Annotated in this window: 19 protein-coding genes and 1 tRNA gene; 15 read left to right on the top strand and 5 right to left on the bottom strand. The window is 65.7% G+C overall.

Annotation, left to right across the window (positions count from 1 at the left end; genetic code table 11):
* The first annotated feature begins 116 nt into the window (after window positions 1-116).
* The 8 genes from GR303_RS15325 to phoB all read left to right on the top strand — a co-directional run bounded on the left by GR303_RS15325 (window position 117) and on the right by phoB (window position 7,950).
* Entirely contained in the window at window positions 117-1,163 is a 1,047-nt protein-coding gene (locus tag GR303_RS15325; RefSeq protein ID WP_161725406.1) for a lysylphosphatidylglycerol synthase domain-containing protein, read from the top strand.
* A gap of 72 nt (window positions 1,164-1,235) precedes the next feature.
* Entirely contained in the window at window positions 1,236-2,543 is a 1,308-nt protein-coding gene (locus GR303_RS15320) for an ATP-binding protein (RefSeq protein WP_161725405.1), read from the top strand.
* A gap of 181 nt (window positions 2,544-2,724) precedes the next feature.
* Window positions 2,725-3,759, top strand: coding sequence for a phosphate ABC transporter substrate-binding protein PstS (gene pstS, locus GR303_RS15315; RefSeq protein ID WP_201752089.1), 1,035 nt, complete (start codon window positions 2,725-2,727; stop codon window positions 3,757-3,759).
* A 33-nt stretch (window positions 3,760-3,792) separates the two neighbouring features.
* Complete coding sequence (gene pstC, locus GR303_RS15310) at window positions 3,793-4,767, top strand: phosphate ABC transporter permease subunit PstC (protein WP_161725402.1); 975 nt, start codon at window positions 3,793-3,795, stop codon at window positions 4,765-4,767.
* Between the two features lie 10 nt (window positions 4,768-4,777).
* Window positions 4,778-5,674: a phosphate ABC transporter permease PstA gene (gene pstA / locus GR303_RS15305; RefSeq protein WP_161725401.1), complete on the top strand. Its 897-nt coding sequence runs from the start codon at window positions 4,778-4,780 to the stop codon at window positions 5,672-5,674.
* Entirely contained in the window at window positions 5,671-6,489 is an 819-nt protein-coding gene (gene pstB, locus GR303_RS15300; RefSeq protein ID WP_425487128.1) for a phosphate ABC transporter ATP-binding protein PstB, read from the top strand. Before pstA ends, pstB begins: the two co-directional genes overlap by 4 nt.
* Window positions 6,490-6,517: 28 nt before the next feature.
* A complete protein-coding gene (gene phoU, locus GR303_RS15295; RefSeq protein WP_161725400.1) occupies window positions 6,518-7,231 on the top strand; it encodes a phosphate signaling complex protein PhoU in 714 nt (237 codons plus the stop codon).
* A gap of 2 nt (window positions 7,232-7,233) precedes the next feature.
* Entirely contained in the window at window positions 7,234-7,950 is a 717-nt protein-coding gene (gene phoB, locus GR303_RS15290) for a phosphate regulon transcriptional regulator PhoB (protein ID WP_161725398.1), read from the top strand.
* 77 nt (window positions 7,951-8,027) lie between these two features.
* Here the strand turns inward: phoB and GR303_RS15285 are convergent, their stop codons facing one another.
* On the bottom strand, window positions 8,028-8,567 hold the full coding sequence (locus tag GR303_RS15285; protein ID WP_161725397.1) for a GcrA family cell cycle regulator: 540 nt from the start codon (window positions 8,565-8,567) through the stop codon (window positions 8,028-8,030).
* Window positions 8,568-8,939: 372 nt separating this feature from the next.
* Here GR303_RS15285 and GR303_RS15280 point away from each other — a divergent pair, with 372 nt between their 5' ends.
* Genes GR303_RS15280 through GR303_RS15270 form a run of 3 tightly spaced genes read left to right on the top strand, consistent with a single transcriptional unit; the run spans window position 8,940 to window position 12,057 of the window.
* Entirely contained in the window at window positions 8,940-10,148 is a 1,209-nt protein-coding gene (locus tag GR303_RS15280; RefSeq protein WP_161725395.1) for an acetylornithine transaminase, read from the top strand.
* Window positions 10,145-11,071 carry an ornithine carbamoyltransferase gene (gene argF, locus GR303_RS15275; RefSeq protein ID WP_161725394.1) on the top strand — a complete coding sequence of 309 codons (927 nt, stop codon included), beginning with the start codon at window positions 10,145-10,147 and terminating at the stop codon, window positions 11,069-11,071. The genes GR303_RS15280 and argF overlap by 4 nt, the downstream gene beginning before the upstream one ends.
* Window positions 11,068-12,057: an Hsp33 family molecular chaperone gene (locus GR303_RS15270; RefSeq protein WP_161725392.1), complete on the top strand. Its 990-nt coding sequence runs from the start codon at window positions 11,068-11,070 to the stop codon at window positions 12,055-12,057. The genes argF and GR303_RS15270 overlap by 4 nt, the downstream gene beginning before the upstream one ends.
* A gap of 166 nt (window positions 12,058-12,223) precedes the next feature.
* Here GR303_RS15270 and argE read toward each other — a convergent pair whose 3' ends face one another.
* Both argE and apaG read right to left on the bottom strand, forming a co-directional pair.
* Window positions 12,224-13,396, bottom strand: coding sequence for an acetylornithine deacetylase (gene argE, locus GR303_RS15265; protein WP_161725390.1), 1,173 nt, complete (start codon window positions 13,394-13,396; stop codon window positions 12,224-12,226).
* An 8-nt stretch (window positions 13,397-13,404) separates the two neighbouring features.
* Window positions 13,405-13,797: a Co2+/Mg2+ efflux protein ApaG gene (apaG, locus tag GR303_RS15260; protein ID WP_161725389.1), complete on the bottom strand. Its 393-nt coding sequence runs from the start codon at window positions 13,795-13,797 to the stop codon at window positions 13,405-13,407.
* Window positions 13,798-13,885: 88 nt separating this feature from the next.
* Here apaG and GR303_RS15255 point away from each other — a divergent pair, with 88 nt between their 5' ends.
* The 3 genes from GR303_RS15255 to GR303_RS15245 all read left to right on the top strand — a co-directional run bounded on the left by GR303_RS15255 (window position 13,886) and on the right by GR303_RS15245 (window position 17,771).
* Window positions 13,886-14,512 (top strand): CDP-alcohol phosphatidyltransferase family protein, encoded by a 627-nt coding sequence (locus GR303_RS15255; RefSeq protein WP_161725388.1) that lies wholly within the window; start codon window positions 13,886-13,888, stop codon window positions 14,510-14,512.
* A gap of 72 nt (window positions 14,513-14,584) precedes the next feature.
* Entirely contained in the window at window positions 14,585-15,676 is a 1,092-nt protein-coding gene (locus GR303_RS15250; protein WP_161725386.1) for a 2'-deoxycytidine 5'-triphosphate deaminase, read from the top strand.
* A 124-nt stretch (window positions 15,677-15,800) separates the two neighbouring features.
* Window positions 15,801-17,771: an N-6 DNA methylase gene (locus GR303_RS15245; protein WP_161725385.1), complete on the top strand. Its 1,971-nt coding sequence runs from the start codon at window positions 15,801-15,803 to the stop codon at window positions 17,769-17,771.
* A 41-nt stretch (window positions 17,772-17,812) separates the two neighbouring features.
* Here the strand turns inward: GR303_RS15245 and GR303_RS15240 are convergent, their stop codons facing one another.
* Window positions 17,813-18,766, bottom strand: a complete 954-nt coding sequence (locus tag GR303_RS15240) for a MamI family restriction endonuclease (RefSeq protein WP_161725383.1) — start codon at window positions 18,764-18,766, stop codon at window positions 17,813-17,815.
* A gap of 119 nt (window positions 18,767-18,885) precedes the next feature.
* On the opposite strand from GR303_RS15240, the gene GR303_RS15235 reads away from it, so the two are divergent.
* Window positions 18,886-18,959: transfer RNA gene (locus GR303_RS15235), tRNA-Gly, on the top strand.
* A gap of 310 nt (window positions 18,960-19,269) precedes the next feature.
* Here GR303_RS15235 and GR303_RS24485 read toward each other — a convergent pair.
* A partial coding sequence (locus tag GR303_RS24485; RefSeq protein ID WP_210253388.1) for a hypothetical protein occupies window positions 19,270-19,654 on the bottom strand: 385 nt, incomplete at its 5' end.

Here is a 19,654-nt window from a genome sequence, read left to right as displayed (position 1 = left end):
GCGAAACCATTAAAAGGCCCCTGCGTCTGGCGCTTCTTGCTGCCAGAGCATAGATGCAGGGCAGCCCATGCCCCTTGAGGCGCCCCCTCCTAAGCCGAGGCTGATTGACAGTTTTCATGAACGATATGAGTTCCCACCCGGCGACCCCGCCGGAGATGTCCTCTGCCGAAGCTCTCCACCCGAAGGAGCGCCGCTCGCGACGCTTCGCCTGGATCGGCATGGCCGCCAGCATTGTGCTCTTCGGCGCCTCGCTGGTGGTTCTCTGGCACATGGTGTCGGAGATCGACGTCAATGAGCTGAAGGCGGCCTTCACGGCGGCGAGCTTCCGCCAGATCGGCCTGGCGGTCCTCTTCACGGCCCTCAGCTACAGCCTGCTCACCTGCTACGACGCCATCGCCCTGCGCCAGCTCAAGCTGCAGATTCCCTATCGCACGACGGCGCTCGCCTCCTTCACCAGCTATGCGGTGAGCTTTACCCTCGGTTTTCCTCTCCTGACGGCAGGAACTGTGCGGTACTGGATCTACTCCCCGAAAGGCGTCAAGCCGGGACGGGTGGCGAGCCTGACCGTGATTGCCGGCGTCACGTTCTGGCTCGGCATGGCGCTCGTGCTCGCCTGGAGCCTGATCCGCAAGGCCGATGAACTCGCAAGCCTGGTCTACACCAACATCTGGGTGAACCAGCTGGTCGGCCTCGGGGCAGCGGTGTTCGTCGTCGTCTACATGATCTGGGTTTCGCTCAGGCGACGCTCGGTCAGAATCCAGGGCTGGAAGCTGGAACTGCCGGGCTTTCGCCTGTCCCTCGCCCAAATCCTGATCGGCGCCGGCGACGTCTGCGCGGGAGCGGGCGTGCTGTTCGTGCTGCTGCCTGGCGGCCACAACCTGAGCTTCGAGACCTTCGTCGCGGTCTACATCTTCGCCGTCATGCTGGGCGTTGCGAGCCACGCCCCCGGAGGCCTCGGCGTGTTCGAGGCCACGATCCTGCTGGCGCTCTCGGCCTATCCCCGCGAGCCGGTTCTGGGCGCGCTGCTGCTCTACCGTCTCTGCTACTACCTGATCCCCTTCGTGATCGCGCTGGCGCTCCTCGGCGCCTACGAGATCCGCAACCGCATCCGCTCCGCCCGGCTCTCCTTCAAGCCGGACGACAATGAGGTTCCGGCGGAGTAGCGTCCGGCCGGGAGATGACACTGGGCGGGGCCTGGCCTAAACAGGGTTGCGACGCCTCCAAGACCCTCCATCATGACCGATCCCGACGACCTCACGCCGGAACCCAGGTCCCGGCGCGCCAATCCGATCCGCGATGCCGCCCTGCGCGGAGCCGTCGTGGCATGCTTCGTGCTGGTGCTCGTGGGCCTGGTGCGGGGCTACGGGGATGGATGGCTGCTGTTCTGGGCGATCGTCGCCGTTCTCGCAGGGTTCCTCGTTGCGAAGCCGCAGGCAAGGCTGCCCGGCGAGGGCGGGGCGAGGCCGAAGGCACCCCAGCGTTCCAGCGTCGCCGAGGCCGTGCTGGCTCAGATCCCCGACCCGGTGATCCTGGTGGATCGGAGGGCCGTGGTGCTCGAGGCCAACAGGGCAGCCCAGGCGCTCCTGGGAGGGTTGAAGATCGGCCATCCCCTGTCCTTCGCCTTGCGCAACCCCGATGTTCTCGACGGCATCCAGGAAGTTCTGGAGCGGGGCGAGCCCCTGAAGGTCGAGTATTCCGAGCGGATCCCGACGGAGCGCACCTTCGAGGTTCATATCGGCTCCCTGCAGGCCGATGCGCCCGGCACCGGGGTGGTCCTGTTCTTCCGCGATCTCACCTCGGCCCGGCGCCTGGAGGCCATGCGGGCCGATTTCGTCGCCAATGCCAGCCACGAGCTGCGCACGCCGCTCGCCTCGCTCCTCGGCTTCATCGAGACCCTCCAGGGTCCCGCCCGCGACGATCCCAAGGCCCGGGAGCGCTTCCTCGACATCATGAAGGGGCAGGCCGAGCGGATGAGGCGTCTGATCGACGATCTCCTGTCCCTGTCGCGCATCGAGATGCGCGCCCATCTCTCCCCAACCCAGACCGTGGATCTGGCCTCCATCGCCGCCCAGATGGTGGAGACCCTCTCGCCCCTGGCGCAAGAGCGGGGCGTGACCATCCAGGCCAGGCTCCCCGACCGCCCGACCCCCGTGCGCGGCGACCGCGACGAGCTGCTGCGGGTGGCGGAGAACCTGATCGAGAACGCGGTGAAATACGGCGAGAGCGGCGGCCGGGTCGAGGTGGAGGTTGCCCGCATCGGGGCCTCCGACGGCGATCAGGGACCGCATGTGGCCTTCAGCGTGCAGGATTACGGCCCCGGCATCGCCCCCGAGCACCTGCCGCGTCTCACCGAGCGCTTCTACCGGGCCGACGTCGCCCAGAGCCGTGACAAGGGCGGAACGGGGCTTGGCCTTGCGATCGTCAAGCATATCGTCACCCGCCACAGGGGCCGTTTCAGCATCGAGAGCGAGCCGGGCAAGGGCGCCCGGTTCACGGTGACGCTGCCGGGAGCGGAGGCAGGCCGCCCAGCCGATCCCATGTAGCGGCTGCCGATGTGGCAGGCGGAGGCCACGTTTGCGGGATCCTTTCGCGCTGTCATGTAATTGTCATCCAACTGTCGTAGAGGAGACATCCGTCAGGCCTAGCTGTCCCATCGCGTGATGTGGCCCTGGCCTTCGAAGCTGCCTGTCGCGCTTATGAACAGGAGACTTAACCGTGAAGATTATGTCCTTCGCCATTGCGGCCGGCCTTGCCGTCGCGAGCTTTACGACCACGGCTTCTGCTGCTGACATCACCGGCGCAGGCGCAACCTTCCCCTTCCCGGTCTATTCCAAGTGGGCTGAGGCCTACAAGAAGGAGACCGGTAACGGCATGAACTACCAGTCGATCGGCTCTGGCGGCGGCATCAAGCAGATTCAGGCCAAGACCGTGGATTTCGGTGCAACCGATGCCCCGATGAAGGGTGAAGATCTCGAGAAGAATGGTCTTCTGCAATTCCCGACCGTGATGGGCGCCGTTGTTCCGGTCGTGAACATCCAGGGCATCCAGCCCGGTCAGATCAAGCTCACGGGCCAGGTTTTGGCAGACATCTTCCAGGGCAAGATCCTGAAGTGGAACGATCCCAAGATCGCCCAGCTGAACGCCGGCGTGAACCTCCCCAATGCCAATATCACCCCGGTCTACCGCTCCGACTCCTCGGGCACGACCAGCGTGTTCACCACCTACCTGTCCCAGGTCTCCAGCGCCTGGAAGTCCGAGCTCGGCGCCGGCACCACCGTCAACTGGCCTGTTGGCCAGGGCGGCAAGGGCAACGAGGGCGTTGCTGCCACGGTGAAGCAGGTTCCGAACTCGATCGGCTATGTCGAGTATGCCTACGCCAAGCAGAACAACATCCCGCACACCCTGATTCAGAACCAGGCCGGCAAGTATCCGCAGCCCGAGATGAAATCCTTCCAGGCGGCGGCTGCCAATGCCAACTGGACGTCGGCTCCGGGCTTCGGCATCTCGCTGACCAACCAGCCTGGCGACGATGCTTGGCCGATCACGAACCCGACCTTCATCCTGGTCTACAAGACCGCGGAGAAGCCGGAGCAGACGGCCGAGGTCCTGAAGTTCTTTGATTGGTCGTTCAAGAACGGCGACAAGCTCGCGTCGGACCTCGACTATGTTCCGCTGCCGGACAACGTCGTCGAGCAGATCCGCGCCACCTGGGCCAAGGAGATCAAGACCAGCGCCGGCCAGCCCGTCTACAAGATGTAAGCTGGCTTCTGGCCTGTTGATGGAGTAAGGCGGATGGCTGTTTTGTCTGATGAGATCATCGTGTCGACCAACAAACAGACCGTCCGCCACCGCACTTCACCCCTCTTCGATCAGGGCTTTCGCTCGGCCAGCTACGGCTCTGCCCTGATCGTTCTCGCGGTCCTCGCCGGGATCATCGGAACGATGGTCTACGGTGGATGGCCGGCCTTTCAGGAATTCGGCTTCGGCTTCATCACGTCCAGCATCTGGAACGTGGGGGCAGACCAATATGGCGCCTGGGTTGCCATCACCGGCACATTGACCTCGGCTCTCATTGCCCTTGTCATCGGCGTTCCCATCTCGATCGGCATCGCGATCTTCCTGACGCAGCTTTGCCCCCCGTGGCTCCGGCGCCCGGTCTCGACGACCATCGAGCTGCTGGCTGCAGTGCCTAGCATCATCTACGGCATGTGGGGCCTTTTCGTCTTCGCCCCGCTTTTCGCCAACTATGTGCAGATCCCGCTCACGACCCTTGTCGAGGGCATACCGATCCTGGGGACCGTTCTCTATGCCCGCGTGCCGTCCGGGGTCGGGATGATGACGGCAGGGATCATCCTGGCGATCATGATCATCCCTTTCATCGCATCGATCACGCGCGATATCCTGGATCAGATTCCGACCGTGCTGCGCGAAAGCGCCTACGGCATCGGCTGCACCACATGGGAGGTTGTGCGCTACGTGCTGCTCCCCCAGGCGGGCGTCAGCATCATCGGTGCCATCATGCTGGGCCTGGGGCGGGCGCTCGGCGAGACCATGGCGGTGACCTTCGTCATCGGCAATGCGAACCGCCTGTCTCTTTCGCTCTTCGATCCGAGCTCGACGATCGCGTCCCGCATCGCCAACGAGTTCAATGAGGCAGCCGGCATGCAGATGAACGCTCTGCTGGCGCTGGGCTGCATCCTGTTCGTGGTCACCTTCATCGTGCTTGCCCTCGCGCGTCTTCTGATCGCCCGCATGAAGACTCATTGAGAGGTGGAGAATGGATACCGCCGTATATGATCAGGCCGCTACCGCGGCTCCGGCTCCCTGGGGGCGAGTGCGCCGCAGCCGCCACCTGGCGGATCGCGTGCTCAGGATCGTCTGCACGCTGTTCACGCTGCTGGGAGCATTCGTCCTGGGCTGGATCCTGCTGATGCTTGTGGTGGAGGGCATTGGAGGTCTCTCTCCCGAGGTGTTCACGGAGACGACCCCTGGCCCGGGAACGCAAGGGGGCGGTATCGCGAATGCTATTGTCGGCAGCTTGATCCTGACGGTTCTCGGCATCGTGATTGCAACGCCTATCGGCGTTCTCGCCGGAACCTATCTGGCCGAGTACGGCAAGGATTCGCCGCTCGCCACGATCATTCGCTTCGTGAACGACATCCTTCTCGCAGCACCCAGCATTCTGATCGGTCTCTTCGTCTATATCCTCATGGTGCAGCCGATGGGAGGCTATTCCGGCTGGGCCGGCGGCGTGGCGCTGGCGATCATCGCCATTCCTGTGATCGTGCGCTCGACCGAGGACATGCTGCGGCTCGTGCCGGGCTCCCTGCGGGAGGCAGGCGCTGCTCTGGGCGCTCCCATGTCGAAGGTGATCGTGAAGATCAGCTGGAAAGCAGCCCGCGCGGGTATGGTCACGGGCGTGATTCTTGCAACCGCGCGCATTGCCGGCGAGACTGCACCTCTGCTCTTCACGGCGCTCAACAACACGTTCTGGTTCAGCCCGAACCTGATGGGCGGCGTTTCGAACCTGCCTGTCACCATCTATCAATTCGCATTGGCGCCCTATCCGAACTGGCGCGAGCTGGCCTGGGCCGGAGCCCTCATCATCACCCTGTCGATCCTGGCGCTGTCCATCGTGGCGCGCCTGCTCCTGAAGAAGGATAAAGTCCGGTGAGCACGATTGCCCTCAACACGAGCAGCGCCATCGGCAACGCGGCCGCCGCCGATGCCGGCGCCCCGGTGCGCATCGCCGTCAGGAACCTCAATTTCTATTACGGCGACTTCCGCAGCCTGAAGGACATCTCCCTTGACTTCTACGACCGGCAGGTGACGGCGCTCATCGGTCCCTCCGGCTGCGGGAAGTCGACGCTGCTGCGCACCTTCAACCGCATCTACAGCCTCTATCCCGAACAGCGCGCCGATGGCGAGATCCTGCTCGACGGCCAGAACATCCTCTCGCCTTCCATCGACGTGAACGAGCTTCGCGCCCGCGTCGGCATGGTCTTCCAGAAGCCGACGCCGTTCCCCATGTCGATCTACGACAACATCGCCTTCGGCATTAAGCTCTACGAGAGGCTTTCGAAGGCCGAGCTCGACGGGCGCGTCGAGGAGGCCCTTCGGAAGGCGGCGCTCTGGGACGAGGTGAAGGACAAACTGCGCCAGTCCGGCATGGGCCTGTCGGGCGGTCAGCAGCAGCGCCTGTGCATCGCACGCACCATTGCCCAGCGCCCGGAGGTGATCCTCCTCGACGAGCCCACCTCGGCGCTCGATCCGATCTCCACGGGCAAGATCGAGGAGCTGATCGAGCAGCTCCGTTCCGAGTTCACCATCGTGATCGTCACGCACAACATGCAGCAGGCGGCGCGGATCTCGCAGTTCACGGCTTTCATGTATCTGGGCGAGCTCGTGGAGTTCGGGCCCACGACCAAGATGTTCATGAACCCGAGCAAGAAACAAACCCAGGACTACATCACGGGCCGCTTCGGCTGACCGGAGCGTTTCAAGGGAGGCCTATCCCATGGCGGAGCATATCGTCAGCTCCTACGACAACGACCTGCAGGGTCTTCGGCAGCGGATCTCCGAGATGGGAGGGATCGCCGAAAAGATGCTCGTCGATTCCATCGCGGCACTGGTGCGGCACGACAAGGGCTTGGCCCAGAACGTCGTCGCGTCGGACAAGCGCCTCGACATCCTCCAGCGTGAGGTGGAGGAGAGCGCCATCCTCACCATCGCCCGGCGCCAGCCCCTGGCGGTCGACCTGCGCGAGACCATCTCGGCGATCCGCATCTCCGGCGATGTGGAGCGCATCGGCGACATGGCGAAGAACATCGGCAAGCGGGCGCTCGCCATCGGCGACGACTTTCAGCCGCAGAAGATCGTGGTCGGCCTTCAGCACATGGGCGATCTCGTCCTCGGCCAGCTCAAGGACGTGCTCGACGCCTATGCGCAGAAGGACACCGCGAAGGCCCTCGACGTGTGGAGACGCGACGGCGCCATCGACGCGCTCTACACCTCCCTGTTCCGGGAGCTCCTCACCTACATGATGGAGGATCCGCGCAACATCTCGTTCTGCACGCATCTCCTCTTCTGCGCCAAGAACATCGAGCGCATCGGCGACCATACCACCAACATCGCCGAGACGGTCCATTACCTCGTCACGGGCGAGACCCTGGCCATCGACCGGCCGAAGAACGACCGTTCCATCGACGCCAGCATTCCCTCGGGAGCGTGACGATGGGGCCCCGCGTTCTGATCGTGGAGGATGAGGAGCCCTTGATGCTCCTCCTGCGCTACAACCTCGAGGCCGAAGGCTATGAGGTCGACGGCGTGTCCCGCGGCGACGAGGCGGAGATCCGCCTGCGGGAGCAGGTTCCCGACATCGTGCTGCTCGACTGGATGCTGCCCGGCCTCTCCGGCATCGAGCTGTGCCGCCGCATCCGCGCGCGCCCGGAGACCGAGCGCCTGCCGGTGATCATGCTCACGGCCCGGGGCGAGGAGGGCGACCGCATCCGCGGCCTTTCCACCGGTGCCGACGATTACATCGTCAAGCCCTTCTCCGTGCCGGAGCTTCTCGCGCGGGTGCGGGCGCTCCTGCGCCGGGCGAAGCCGGCTCATATCGCCACCCTTCTCAGGGCCGGCGACATCGAGCTCGACCGGGAGACGCATCGCGTGCGCCGCGCCGGCCAGGAGCTGCATCTGGGTCCGACCGAGTTCCGCCTGCTGGAGTTCCTGATGCAGAGTCCCGGCCGCGTCTTCTCCCGCGAGCACCTGCTCAACGCGGTGTGGGGCCACGACGTCTATATCGACGAGCGGACCGTGGACGTGCATGTGGGCCGCCTGCGCAAGGCGATCAACCTGCCGCGCAAGCCCGATCCCATCCGCACGGTGCGCGGCGCCGGCTATTCCTTCGACGAGACCTTCGCGCGCCAGGAGCAGGCGATGGATGCCTGAGGCATCCGATGGCGCATCAACAAGAAAGGCCGCATTGGGGAGACCCAATGCGGCCTTTTCCATGAAACTTCTTCAATTCAGGCCCGGGCCAGCTTGCGTTCGCGCTTGCGGTCGGCAACCGGCTGGTAGGCGATGCGGGCGTGGTGGGTGCAATAGGGCAGGCCCGTGATGGAACGGGCGCCGCAGAAGCGGAACTCCGGCTTGGTCGGGTCGCCCATGGGCCAGCGGCACATGGACTCGCGCAGGTCCATGATGGTCACGCGCTCGGACATGGGGATGGCCACGTCCTCCTCGGCGACGAAGACCTCGGGCTCCTTCGTGACGGGCTGCAGGGGCACCGGCGCGATCACCACGTTGCCGGGATGGGGCTGCGGCGGCAGGGGCGCCGGGGCGCTCGGGGCGCGGGTGGCCTTGCGCGGGCGGGCGGCTGCGGCTGCGGCAGGCTTGGCGTCCTTGGCGCGGCCGGAGAGGCCGAGGCGATGAACCTTGCCGATCACCGCATTGCGGGTGACGTTGCCGAGCTCGGCAGCGATCTGGCTTGCGCTCAAGCCATCCGTCCAGAGCTTCTTCAGAAGCTCGACCCGCTCGTCCGTCCAAGTTGCGCCCGCATCTATCATTTTTAACCTGCCTCCATGGGTGGCGGCGTTTCGGACTCAGAATCCCGGCTGCTTCGCGGACAGGGTTTTTATGTCCGACCGCGTTGCGAGGGTCGCTCCTGAGGGTGATTGCCGCCGCACGAATGCCGTACTCGACTGACCCGAAGTTACAGGATGGGTGGACTCGGGCGCAAGAGTCCCCGAACAGGGCCTGCCGTTTTCCCCAAGGAACTCTCCCAGGGGAAAAATTCCCTGTGATGAGTCAGTTCATTTCTCTTGAATTGACAGGGTGATGCGCCTCGTTAGAATCCCCGCCGTGCCGCCCTCGCTGGGGCGGCGCTTTCTTTTTCGGACCCGGGTGCGACCTTGGGTCCCTCAAGGCGGAGACAACCCGTGACATCGCCCCTGCTGCCCGTTTTCGCGCGCACCGACCTGTCCTTCGAGAAAGGGGAGGGGGCCTGGCTCCATGGCCGAGACGGCGAGCGATATCTCGATTTCGGGGCCGGCATCGCGGTCAATGCCCTCGGCCATGCCCATCCGCACCTCGTCAAGGCCCTCACGGAGCAGGCCGGAAAAGTCTGGCACACCTCCAACCTGTTCCGGATCCCGGAGGGCGAGCGCCTGGCCCAGCGCCTGGTCGACAACACCTTCGCCGACGTGGTCTTCTTCTCCAATTCCGGCGCCGAGGCGAACGAGGCGGCCATCAAGATGGCCCGCAAGTACCATGCCGCGAAGGGGCAGCCGGAGCGCTTCCGCATCGTCACCTTCGAGGGCGCCTTTCACGGCCGGACCCTGGCGACCATCGCCGCCGGCGGCCAGGCCAAGTACCTGGAGGGCTTCGGCCCCAAGGTGGAGGGCTTCGATCAGGTTCCCGTCGAGGACCTGAATGCCCTGAAGGCCGCCATTGGCCCCGAGACGGCCGCCCTGATGATCGAGCCGATCCAGGGAGAAGGGGGCATCCGCACGGTGTCCAACGCCTTCCTGCGCGAGCTGCGCGCCCTCTGCGACAGCCACGGCCTGCTCCTGATCTTCGACGAGATCCAGACGGGCGTCGGCCGCACCGGCAAGCTCTTCGCCTATGAATGGACCGGCGTGACCCCCGACATCATGTCCGTGGCCAAGGGCATCGGCGGAGGCTTCCCCCTCGGCGCCTGCCTCGCCACCGCCGAGGCGGCCCAAGGCATGACCGCGGGCACCCACGGCACCACCTTCGGCGGCAATCCGCTCGCCATGGCGGTGGGCAACGCGGTGCTCGACGTGATCCTGGCTCCCGGCTTCCTGAAGGAGGTCGAGCGCAAGGGGCTGCTGCTCAAGCAGCGCCTGGCCGAGCTGAAGGACCGCCACCCGGGCATTATTGCCGAGGTTCGCGGCCAGGGTCTCATGATGGGTCTGCGCACCGTGGTCCCCAATACCGGGTTCATCGCCGCCGCCCGGGCGCAGAAGCTGCTCGTGATCGGGGCAGGCGACAACGTCGCCAGGCTCCTGCCGCCGCTGATCATCGGCGATGCGGAGATCTCGGAAGCCGTCAACCGCATCGAGGCCGCCTGCGAAGCCTTGGAAGCTGAGCAGGCATCGGCCGCCCAGCGGGGAGCCGTTCAATGAAGACCCGTCATTTCCTCGACCTCAGCGATTTCTCCGGCGAGGAGATCCGCACCCTCCTCAAGATCGGCTCGGACATCAAGGCCAAGCGCCGCCGGGGCGAAAAGGCCAAGGAGCGCCCGCTCGAGGGCAAGGTCTTGGCCATGGTGTTCGACAAGCCCTCCACCCGCACCCGCGTCTCCTTCGACGTGGGCATGCGCGAGCTCGGCGGCGAGACCCTGATGCTCACCGGCAAGGAGATGCAGCTTGGCCGCGGCGAGAGCATCGCCGACACGGCGCGGGTGCTGTCGCGCTATGTGGACGCCATCATGATCCGCACCCTCGACCATGCCATGGTGACGGAACTCGCGCAGTACGCCACGATCCCCGTGATCAACGGCCTGACCAAGATGACGCATCCGTGCCAGATCATGGCCGACATCATGACCTTCGAGGAGCATCGCGGTCCCATCGAGGGCAAGACGGTCGCCTGGACGGGCGATGCCAACAACGTGCTGGCCTCCTGGATCCATGCGGCGGCGCGGCTCAATTTCCGGCTCAAGATCGCCACCCCGCCGGAACTTGCCCCGCGTCCCGAGCTTTTGTCCTGGGCGAAACAGGAAGGGGCCGAGATTAGCGTGACCACCGATGCCTTCGAGGCTGCCGACGGCGCCCATGCGGTCGTCACCGATTGCTGGGTGTCCATGGGCGACGACGACGAGTTCCGCCGCCACAACCTGCTCAAGCCCTATCAGGTCAACAGCAGACTCATGGGCGTAGCCGACAAGGACGCGGTCTTCATGCACTGCCTTCCCGCCCATCGCGGAGAGGAGGTCACGGACGAGGTCATGGACGGGCCGCAATCGGTGGTCTTCGACGAGGCCGAGAACCGGCTCCACGCCCAGAAGGGAATCCTGGCGTGGTGCCTGGGAGCAGCAAGCGCATGAGTTCAGCTTCGTTCGAAGGTCACGATGACGTCGTCCTGCCCTTCGCGGTCGAGCCCCTCGACGTGCGCGGGCGCGTGGTGCGCCTCGGAGCCTCCATCGATACGATCCTGGCCCGCCACGGCTACCCGGACAAGGTGGCCCGCGTCATCGGCGAGGCCGCGGCGCTGACCGTCATGCTTGGCGCGTCCCTCAAGATCGAGGGGCGCTTCCAGCTTCAGACCAAGACCGACGGCATCATCGACATGGTGGTGGTGGATTTCAACGCCCCGGACCGTCTGCGCGCCACCGCCCGCTTCGACAAGGACAGGCTCGAAGCGCTCGCCCAGGCCTCACCGGGGACCGGCGAGCTTCTCGGCTCGGGCTATCTCGCCATGACCATCGACCAGGGCTCCGAGCGCAGCCGCTACCAGGGTGTCGTCGCCCTCGAGGGCCAGGGCTTCGAGGAAGCCGCGCACCAGTATTTCCGCCAGTCGGAACAGATCCCGACGCAAGTGCGTCTGGCGGTGGCCGAGCAGTTCGAGGACGGCCGTCGTGCCTATCGCGCCGGCGGCCTGATGATCCAGTTCCTGCCCTCGTCCCCCGAGCGCCTGCGCCAGGCCGATCTCGATCCGGGCGACATCCCGGAGGGCCATCCCTCGAACGACCTTGCAGGCCCGTCGGAGGACGATGCCTGGGTCGAGGCCAAATCCCTGCTGGCGACGGTGGAGGATCACGAGCTGATCGACCCGGCGGTCTCGAGCGAGCGCCTGCTCTACCGGCTCTTCCACGAGCGCGGCGTGCGCGTCTTCGAAGGGCAGCACGTGCACGAGGAATGCACCTGCTCGCACGAGCGCATCATGGGCATGATGCGCCGCTTCTCCCCGCAGGACCGCCGCGACATGGTCGGCGACAACGGCCGCATCGGCATCACCTGCGAGTTCTGCTCCCGCTTCTACGACCTCGATCCGGCGGAGGTGGAGGCGGAGATCGCGAAATCGGAATCGTAGGACCGCATCCAGCTTGCCACTGCGCAGCCCGCAGGTCGCGCTTAAGGACCCCTAACTCTCTTCACGTCATCACCGGCCTTGTGCCGGTGATCCCGATTGATGGAGCGCCGCGCTTTCACTCCTTGGGATGGCCGGGACAGGTCCGGCCATGACGAGGCGAGGGTAATCAAGAACTCGCGCACGCCGCCGCGAGCCGCCTCATGAAGGCGGCTCCGGCCTCCAACTGGTCGAGGGTGATGTACTCGTCGGGCTGGTGCGCCTGGTCGATGGAGCCTGGGCCGCAGACCACGGTCGGGATGCCGGCCGCCTGGTAGTGCCCGGCTTCGGTGCCGAACGGCACGGTCTGCGTCCGGTTCCTGCCGGCGAGCCGCAGGGCGAGCGTTTCCGCGAAGGAGCCCGGATCGGGCGCAAGCCCCGGCACCGCCACTTCGAGCTTCGTTTCGATGCGCCCGAACGCGCCGAAGCGGTTGAGGCGCTTCAGGGCAACCTCCTGCGCGAAGGCGTCGAGCCGGTTCGGGATCTCCTGCGGGTCGAGGTTCGGCAGGCCGCGGAACTCCCAGTGGAAGGTGCAGGACTTGGAGAGGATGTTGCGCGCCGTGCCGCCCGCGATCGTGCCCACATGCACGGTCGTATAAGGTGGGTCGAAGCGCCCGCTCGTGTCCCCGCGCTCCATCATCTCGTCGGCGATGCGGTTGAGCTCCGCGATCAGCTCGGCCGCCGTCATCACCGCGCTCGCGCCGAGATAGGGCTTGGAGGAATGGGCCTCGAAGCCGTGCACGGTGGTGGAGAAGGTCACGACGCTCTTATGCGCGTCCACCACCTCCATCATCGTCGGCTCGCCCACGATGGCTGCCCTCGGCAGAGGCAGGTCGCGGCCCATCCGGCGGATGGTGTCGACGACGCCGAGGCATGTCGTCTCCTCGTCGTAGGAGAGCATGATGTGGATCGGCGTGGCGAGGTTCGCGGCCTTAAACTCGGGGACCAGCGCGAGCGCCAGGGCGTCGAACGCCTTCATGTCCACCGCGCCGCGCCCATGGGCCCGCCCGTTCTCGACGCGCAGGGTAAAGGGGTCCGCCGTCCAGCTCTGCCCCTCGACCGGCACCACGTCGGTGTGGCCCGAGAGCACGATTCCGCCGCGGTCCTGCGGGCCCACCGTCGCATAGAGCGCCGCCTTGTCCCCGGCTTCGTTCGGCACGCGGACGTAAGGCACGTTCCAGCCCTGCAGGTAGTCTTCCACGAAGGCGATCAGGGGCAGGTTCGACTTCGTGCTCACGGTGTCGAACGACACGAGCTTCGCGAGCATTTCGAGCGGCGTCAGCCGCTGGCCGGTGCGGGGCATCAGGATCCTCAGTGCAGCACGCGCCTAGCGCGCGGGATATCGAGCGAGAAGGCGGGGATTTCAGCCTCGAAGGTCTCGCCGCTCGCGGTCTCCATGAGGTAGGTGCCCTGCATGGTGCCGCTCGGCGTCGTGAGCGGACAGCCGCTTGTGTAGCTGAAGCTCTCGCCGGGCCCCAGCACCGGTTCCTCGCCGACGACGCCTGGGCCGCGCACCTCCTGCACGTGGCCGTTCTCGTCGGTGATGCGCCAGTGGCGGGCTCGGAGCTGAACCCGCTCCAGGCTCGTGTTGATGATCTCCACCGTGTAGGCGAAGAAGTAGCGGCCGTCGTCGGGAGATGATTCTTCGGGCATGTAGCGGGGTGTCACGGTCACGGAGATGCCGCGGGTCACAGCCTTGTACATGGGTCCCCTTCAGCCAGTAGAGAAGTTCCACCCGCCCGTGGTAAGGCCCTCCTCACACCTCGTCAATCGAGGCAGGGGAGAGCGGGCCATGCTCGACGGATGGGTGCGGCGCAGGATCGATCCGCTGCTGGAGCGGCTGGGGCAGGGGCTCGCGCGGGCAGGGATCTCCGCCGATGCGGCGACTTTCGCCGGGCTCGGCCTCGGCCTGGCGGCGGCCCTCATGATCGTCCTGCAGCGTGATGGGGCGGCGCTCGTCCTGTTCGGGTTGAACCGGCTCCTCGATGGGCTCGACGGGGCCATCGCCCGCGCCGGCCGGAGCACGGACCGGGGCGGCTTCTTCGACATCGTCTGCGACTTCGCCCTCTATGGCGCCGTGCCCCTGGCCTTCGCGTTGCGTGAACCGCAGGCCTTCGCCCTGCCGGCGGCCGTGCTCCTGTTCTCGTTCTACGTGAACGGGGCAGGATTTCTGGCCTTTGCGGCGGTGGGAGCCAAGCGGGGGATGACTACCACCGTCCGGGGTGTCAAATCGATCTCCTTCACCGCCGGCTTCATGGAGGGCACGGAAACGATCCTGTTCTTCGCCGCCATGATCCTGTTCCCCCGGTCCTTTCCGATCCTGGCCTATGCCTTCGCGGGGCTGACCGTCATGAGCGCGCTCGCCCGGGCGACGCTCGCCTGGCACGTCTTTCGGGACGAGCCCGAGGAAAGCGATTGAGAATTCCGTAACAACCCTTAGAGATACTGCCAGACTTCACAGCGAGAGGGGCAGGGGCCCCGGAAGACGGACATGGTTGCGTTGAAGGACGGGATCCAATCGGCCGAGGCCATCATGCGCCTTGCGGAAGCGGGCGCCATCAGGCCGGAGACGCCCTTCGCCTCCGACCAGGTCCAGCCGGCGAGCCTCGACCTCAGGCTGGGGCGCAGGGCCTTCCGGGTGCGCGCCAGCTTCCTGCCTGGCCGCAAGCACACGGTGCAGGACCGCCTCGACCAGCTGAGCTTCCACGAGATCGACCTCGCCCGTGGCGCCATCCTTGAGACGGGCAGCGTCTACATCGCCGAGCTCCAGGAGGAGCTGGCCCTGCCGGAGGACCTGTCCGCAGCGGCCAATCCCAAGAGTTCGACGGGCCGGATCGACGTGTTCACGCGGGTGATCACCGATCACGGCCAGGAATTCGACACGATCGGCGCCGGTTACCGCGGCCGCCTCTATGCGGAGATCTCGCCCCGCACCTTTCCGGTGCTGGTGCGCACGGGCACGCGGCTCTCCCAGCTCCGGCTGCGCAAGGGCGAGGTGCGCCTGAGCGATGCCGACCTCCTGGCGCTGCACCGGCGCGAGCGGGTGGTGACCTCCGCCGAGCCTTCGATCCAGGACGGCGTCGCCGTGAGCGTGGATCTGGCGGGTTTCGGCTCCGACAACCTCATTGGCTACCGGGCCAAGCGCCATACCGGGCTGGTCGACGTGGACAAGCCGGGCTCCTGCCGCATCGCGGATTTCTGGGAGCCGCTCTACGCGGATGCCTCCCGCACCCTGATCCTCGATCCCGGCCAGTTCTACATCCTCGCCTCCAAGGAGGCGGTGCACGTGCCGCCGGACTATGCCGCCGAGATGGTGCCCTTCGATCCGCTCGTGGGCGAGTTCCGTGTTCACTATGCCGGCTTCTTCGATCCGGGCTTCGGCCATGCCGGAGCCGGAGGGGAGGGGGCCCGCGCCGTGCTCGAGGTGCGCTCCCGCGACGTGCCTTTCATCCTGGAGGACGGGCAGATCGTCGGCCGCCTCGTCTATGAGCGCATGGCCGAGCGGCCCGCGGTGCTCTACGGCGCCGGCGCCGGCTCGAACTATCAGGCGCAGGGGCTGAAGCTCTCCAAGCATTTCCGCTGACCGGCCGCGGGCCTGCCGGTCCGGGCTAAAAATTTAGAATTCATTCCAATTGTCGGCCGGGGCCGAATCTGCCAGAACCAAGCTGTGCCATGTCACGGCCCGCTATGGCCTCGGATCCCTGCCCATGAAAACCAGCTCGGCCCAGCAAGAGACGCTCTTTCCAGTCAAGGCGGAGGTCTCGGCCCATGAGATTGCGCGCGTGTTCGGCCGGGCGCACGATCTCATCCGCAACGGCGACGGGCTGCAGCCCGACGATGCCTTGGACGAATTCACCAAGGTTCTGTTCGTGTTCCTCCACGCGCCGGAGGGCGGCGGCAGCGTCGACTTCCGGGAGCTGTCCCGCGCCAGGCCCGAGGAGGCCGCCCGGCAGTTCCGCGCGCTGTTCGCCCGCTTCCTGCGCGAGCGCGAGGAGCACGATCCGTCCGTCTCGGCGCCGGCGCTGCGCCTGAGCGACCGCACCCTGCACCAGGTGGTCGGCACGATCAGCGAGGTCGATCTGCGCGGCCTCGACTTCGATCTCAAGAGCGCCGCCCTTCGGGTCTTCCTCACGGGCGCCTCGCGGCGTGGCCTCGGCGTGTTCCTCACGCCCGACACGGTCGTCCAGATGGTGGTCGATGCGGTCGATCTCGCCCCCGGAAGCAGGCTTCTCGATCCCTGCTGCGGCTCGGGCAGCTTCCTGCTGCACTCCCTGCTGAGGTGGCGCCGGATCGCGGGCTCGGGCACCGGGGCGCAGCCGAATCACGACGTCTGGGCCTGCGAGCGCAACGAACGCATCCTGCGGCTGGCGGAGATCAATATCGGCGCCCGCATCGGCGGGCGCTTCCATCGCGCGCAGCTCGACTCCCTCATGCCCCTGAAGCAGGCCGGCGACGCCCCGGACTGGTTCGCGCATGGGAGCTTCGATGCGGTTTTCACCAATCCGCCGTTCGGAGTTTACGTGGATCCGTCGGTGGTGAGCGAGGACGAGTTCAGGACATCGTCCGCCGGCAATCCGACCAGTCGCTTTCCGAGCGAGTTCCTCTTCCTCGAACGCTGCCTGCAGCTTCTGCGTCCCGGCGGCATTCTCGCCATCGTGGTGCCCAACAGCGTGCTGACCACCACGCGGCTTTCCAAAGCGCGCTCCATCATCGACACCCTGGGCGTCCTGGTCGCGGCGGTGACGCTGCCGCCCGAAACCTTCTACACCGCCGGCACCCAGGCCACGACCTCGGTACTCTTCTTCGTCAAAAGAGGCGGCGGCGACCTGGTGCACCATGAGCCGGGCCTGGTGTTCCACGCCCGCCCCGGCAATATCGGCTACGATTCCACGGGCCGCGAGCGCTCCGGCAACGAGTTGCCGCAGGTCAGCCGCGCGCTCTGTGCCTACTTCAAAGGCGGGCCGGCGCTCGATCACGCGGTCCGGGTCAAGCCGGGAGAGGAGTTCTCGGATTTCTGCATCCAGCTGACCCGCCCGGCGAAATCGCGGGCCTCCGGCGCGCAGGGCTTCAAGCTCGGCGACATCGCGACGGTGGTTGCAACAGGCAAGACGCCGCCGCGGGATCAATACCTGGACGAGGACGGCTTCTTCATCCTCAAGGTCGGCAATCTTACCGGCAGCGGCATCGACTGGTTCGCGCGAGACCGGAATTTCGTGTCCCGCGCCTATATGGAGAAGATCAGGGCCTCGCGCAGGGCCGAGAGCCTGATCCTGCGGCCGACCGACATCGTGCTGACCTCGACGGCCCACGCGCCGAAATATATCGGCAAGAAGGTGGACATGGTGGGCGAGGTGCCGGACTTCATCCCTCCGGAATGCACCTTCGTCGGCGAGGTGATGATGGTGCGGGCGAACCCGGACCGGATCTCGCCGCTCTATCTCCTGGCCTACCTGCGCACGGAGCAGGCGCAGGAGGTTCTCCAGAGGATGATCCGCGGCCAGACGGCCCACCTCTATCCCGACGACGCGGCGGAACTGCTCGTCCCCGATCCGGGCCGCCTCAACGGCGAGAGGCTGGAGCAGCTCCTGAGCCTTGTCTCCGACCAGATGGCCCTGGCCGCCGCCCAGCTTCGGAAGAGGCGCGACATCGCCGCCCTCAACGCGGAGCTGTTTTCATAGCCGGCATGGCATGTCCGGGCGTTCCCGGACCTGCCTTTCATTCATCGGAGCTGTGCCGGGAGCCATTCCTCGTGACCGGTAATGCCGTCCCGGTACAGGCCCTCAGCCAGCACATCCGCCAGCTCCTCGTCGCTCCAGCGATCCGCCAGTCTCGTGCGCTGCAGGATGTCGAGGCACAGGGCCTTGCTGCTCCCTGAGGCGAGCCTCACTCCGAAGCGGTCCCGCAGCGCATCGATGGCCGCATCGGAGAGGTTGCTGGCGCGCGAGAATTCGACCAGGGACGGCAGCGGGATCGGCTGCGGGCGATCCCGGCCGGGAAAGATCAGGGTGCTGATCGTATCCTTGGCGCCGATGACCGAGTGATAGATCAGCTCCGGCTTCATCAGATAGAACTTCAGCTGGAACGGCCAGAGATTGAACGGCGCCTTCGAGGTCGAACGCGCGCGGATGTTGAAGTAGTAGTCGACCATGCAATAGGCGAAGCCCCTCTGCCGCGGATCGACCCGGTAGATCCGCGCGTTGATGTCGGCCGCCTGCGCGAAGTCGGCGAAGTCGAACAGGACGAGATAGTACCATTGCGGATCGAAGAGCTGGCGCAGCTCGTCGTCGTGCCGGATCCCGATCAGCCACTTCGAGTCGTCGTTACGCTTCAGTTTCGTGCTGCCGCATTCGGAGCAGGCCTGCTCGATGCTCGCCACGGGCGCGTCGCAGGCATTGCATTTCCCGAGCTGGTCGACCCGCGTGCAGGTCTTGATTTCCGCATAGGAGCCGTCCGGAAGCACGAGGTCCTTCCCGCGTGCTCCTGACCGCCCGCCGCGGTAGCCCGTCACCACGGAGGTCAGGTGCTGGCCGACATAGCCCATGCGCGCCTGCGGCGTCTGGAACGTGATGTTGGACCACTTTCGCAGGTCGGCGCGCAGGCGCACATAGAGGTCGAAAAGGAGCTGCTCGGACGCGGCGACCGTGCCGAGGGCCTGGGCGATGGAATGCTGCATTCTGGATGATCGCTTCCGGGTTGGCGAAAGGGGGAGCCTTGCCCCATCGGCAGCATCTCGTCCATTCCCGTGATCTCCAATTGACGCCATGCAGCGGCTTCCGGTAGGAATAGGAGCAGGCGGGTATGATGTAATGGTAGCCTGTCAGCTTCCCAAGCTGAACGCGCGGGTTCGATTCCCGCTACCCGCTCCAACGATCCCCGGGTCAAAGCACGCAGCCTACGGATTGAGGCGAGTCGAACACCCGACGCTTCTCGGGTGTTGACAAACGATCCGGGAATCGACATATCCGCAGCCCCGCCGGAATTCAGTTCGGGCAGGCTTCAATCTCACAAGAGACCTGACGCAGCCGAGGTCCTCGGATCCCGCAACGCGTGACGGTCCCGGCCATGATCTCGAAAGGTTATGGCCACGCCACGAGCCGCAGACGCCAGTCATTGGCACGTCCGAGCGGCTCCTCTGACGACAGGTGAATGTATCCGGATCGAATTCGTTGATCTGGATCAAGTAAACGCAGGGGACGAATACGTCTTTTGCGAACGGTGAAGCTTGCCTATGCTTGAAATCTGGCGGGGGAAGGCAAAAAATTTCGAAGGAATTTCGAAATTGCTGTTGACCTTCCGGAGAGGTTCGGATAGAACATCCTCATCGGCGGCGCGGTTCTTTGTTGAGCTTGTGCTGTGGGGAGCTTCGGGCTCTGGCTGGTCCGCTCGGGACGGCCGGGGTGTTTGAGGTTCTTTTCCGTCCCTGCTGGGATGGGTTTTGCTCTTTGACATTGTTGAGAAGGAAAGAGAAGCGTAGGCGGCGGTGTCCTTGCGCCGGCCCGAGAGGGCCGGGTGGAATAGACATCGACCAGTCTTGCGCTTTGGTGAGTACACCGCTTCGGTT

It is taken from the genome of Microvirga arsenatis (genome assembly GCF_009910705.1).
Taxonomy (GTDB): Bacteria; Pseudomonadota; Alphaproteobacteria; order Rhizobiales; family Beijerinckiaceae; genus Microvirga; species Microvirga arsenatis.
The sequence above is the reverse complement of the archived record's forward strand: the minus strand, read 5'-3'. Positions and strand labels throughout refer to the sequence as shown.

Bases quoted from the DNA above. Each gene is read 5' to 3' on its own strand.
- GR303_RS15325 (WP_161725406.1), top strand. From the start codon at position 117: ATGAACGATATGAGTTCCCACCCGGCGACCCCGCCGGAGATGTCCTCT.
- GR303_RS15320 (WP_161725405.1), top strand. From the start codon at position 1,236: ATGACCGATCCCGACGACCTCACGCCGGAACCCAGGTCCCGGCGCGCC.
- pstS (WP_201752089.1), top strand. From the start codon at position 2,725: ATGTCCTTCGCCATTGCGGCCGGCCTTGCCGTCGCGAGCTTTACGACC.
- pstC (WP_161725402.1), top strand. From the start codon at position 3,793: ATGGCTGTTTTGTCTGATGAGATCATCGTGTCGACCAACAAACAGACC.
- pstA (WP_161725401.1), top strand. From the start codon at position 4,778: ATGGATACCGCCGTATATGATCAGGCCGCTACCGCGGCTCCGGCTCCC.
- phoU (WP_161725400.1), top strand. From the start codon at position 6,518: ATGGCGGAGCATATCGTCAGCTCCTACGACAACGACCTGCAGGGTCTT.
- phoB (WP_161725398.1), top strand. From the start codon at position 7,234: ATGGGGCCCCGCGTTCTGATCGTGGAGGATGAGGAGCCCTTGATGCTC.
- GR303_RS15285 (WP_161725397.1), bottom strand. From the start codon at position 8,567: ATGATAGATGCGGGCGCAACTTGGACGGACGAGCGGGTCGAGCTTCTG.
- argF (WP_161725394.1), top strand. From the start codon at position 10,145: ATGAAGACCCGTCATTTCCTCGACCTCAGCGATTTCTCCGGCGAGGAG.
- GR303_RS15270 (WP_161725392.1), top strand. From the start codon at position 11,068: ATGAGTTCAGCTTCGTTCGAAGGTCACGATGACGTCGTCCTGCCCTTC.
- argE (WP_161725390.1), bottom strand. From the start codon at position 13,396: ATGCCCCGCACCGGCCAGCGGCTGACGCCGCTCGAAATGCTCGCGAAG.
- apaG (WP_161725389.1), bottom strand. From the start codon at position 13,797: ATGTACAAGGCTGTGACCCGCGGCATCTCCGTGACCGTGACACCCCGC.
- GR303_RS15255 (WP_161725388.1), top strand. From the start codon at position 13,886: ATGCTCGACGGATGGGTGCGGCGCAGGATCGATCCGCTGCTGGAGCGG.
- GR303_RS15250 (WP_161725386.1), top strand. From the start codon at position 14,585: ATGGTTGCGTTGAAGGACGGGATCCAATCGGCCGAGGCCATCATGCGC.
- GR303_RS15245 (WP_161725385.1), top strand. From the start codon at position 15,801: ATGAAAACCAGCTCGGCCCAGCAAGAGACGCTCTTTCCAGTCAAGGCG.
- GR303_RS15240 (WP_161725383.1), bottom strand. From the start codon at position 18,766: ATGCAGCATTCCATCGCCCAGGCCCTCGGCACGGTCGCCGCGTCCGAG.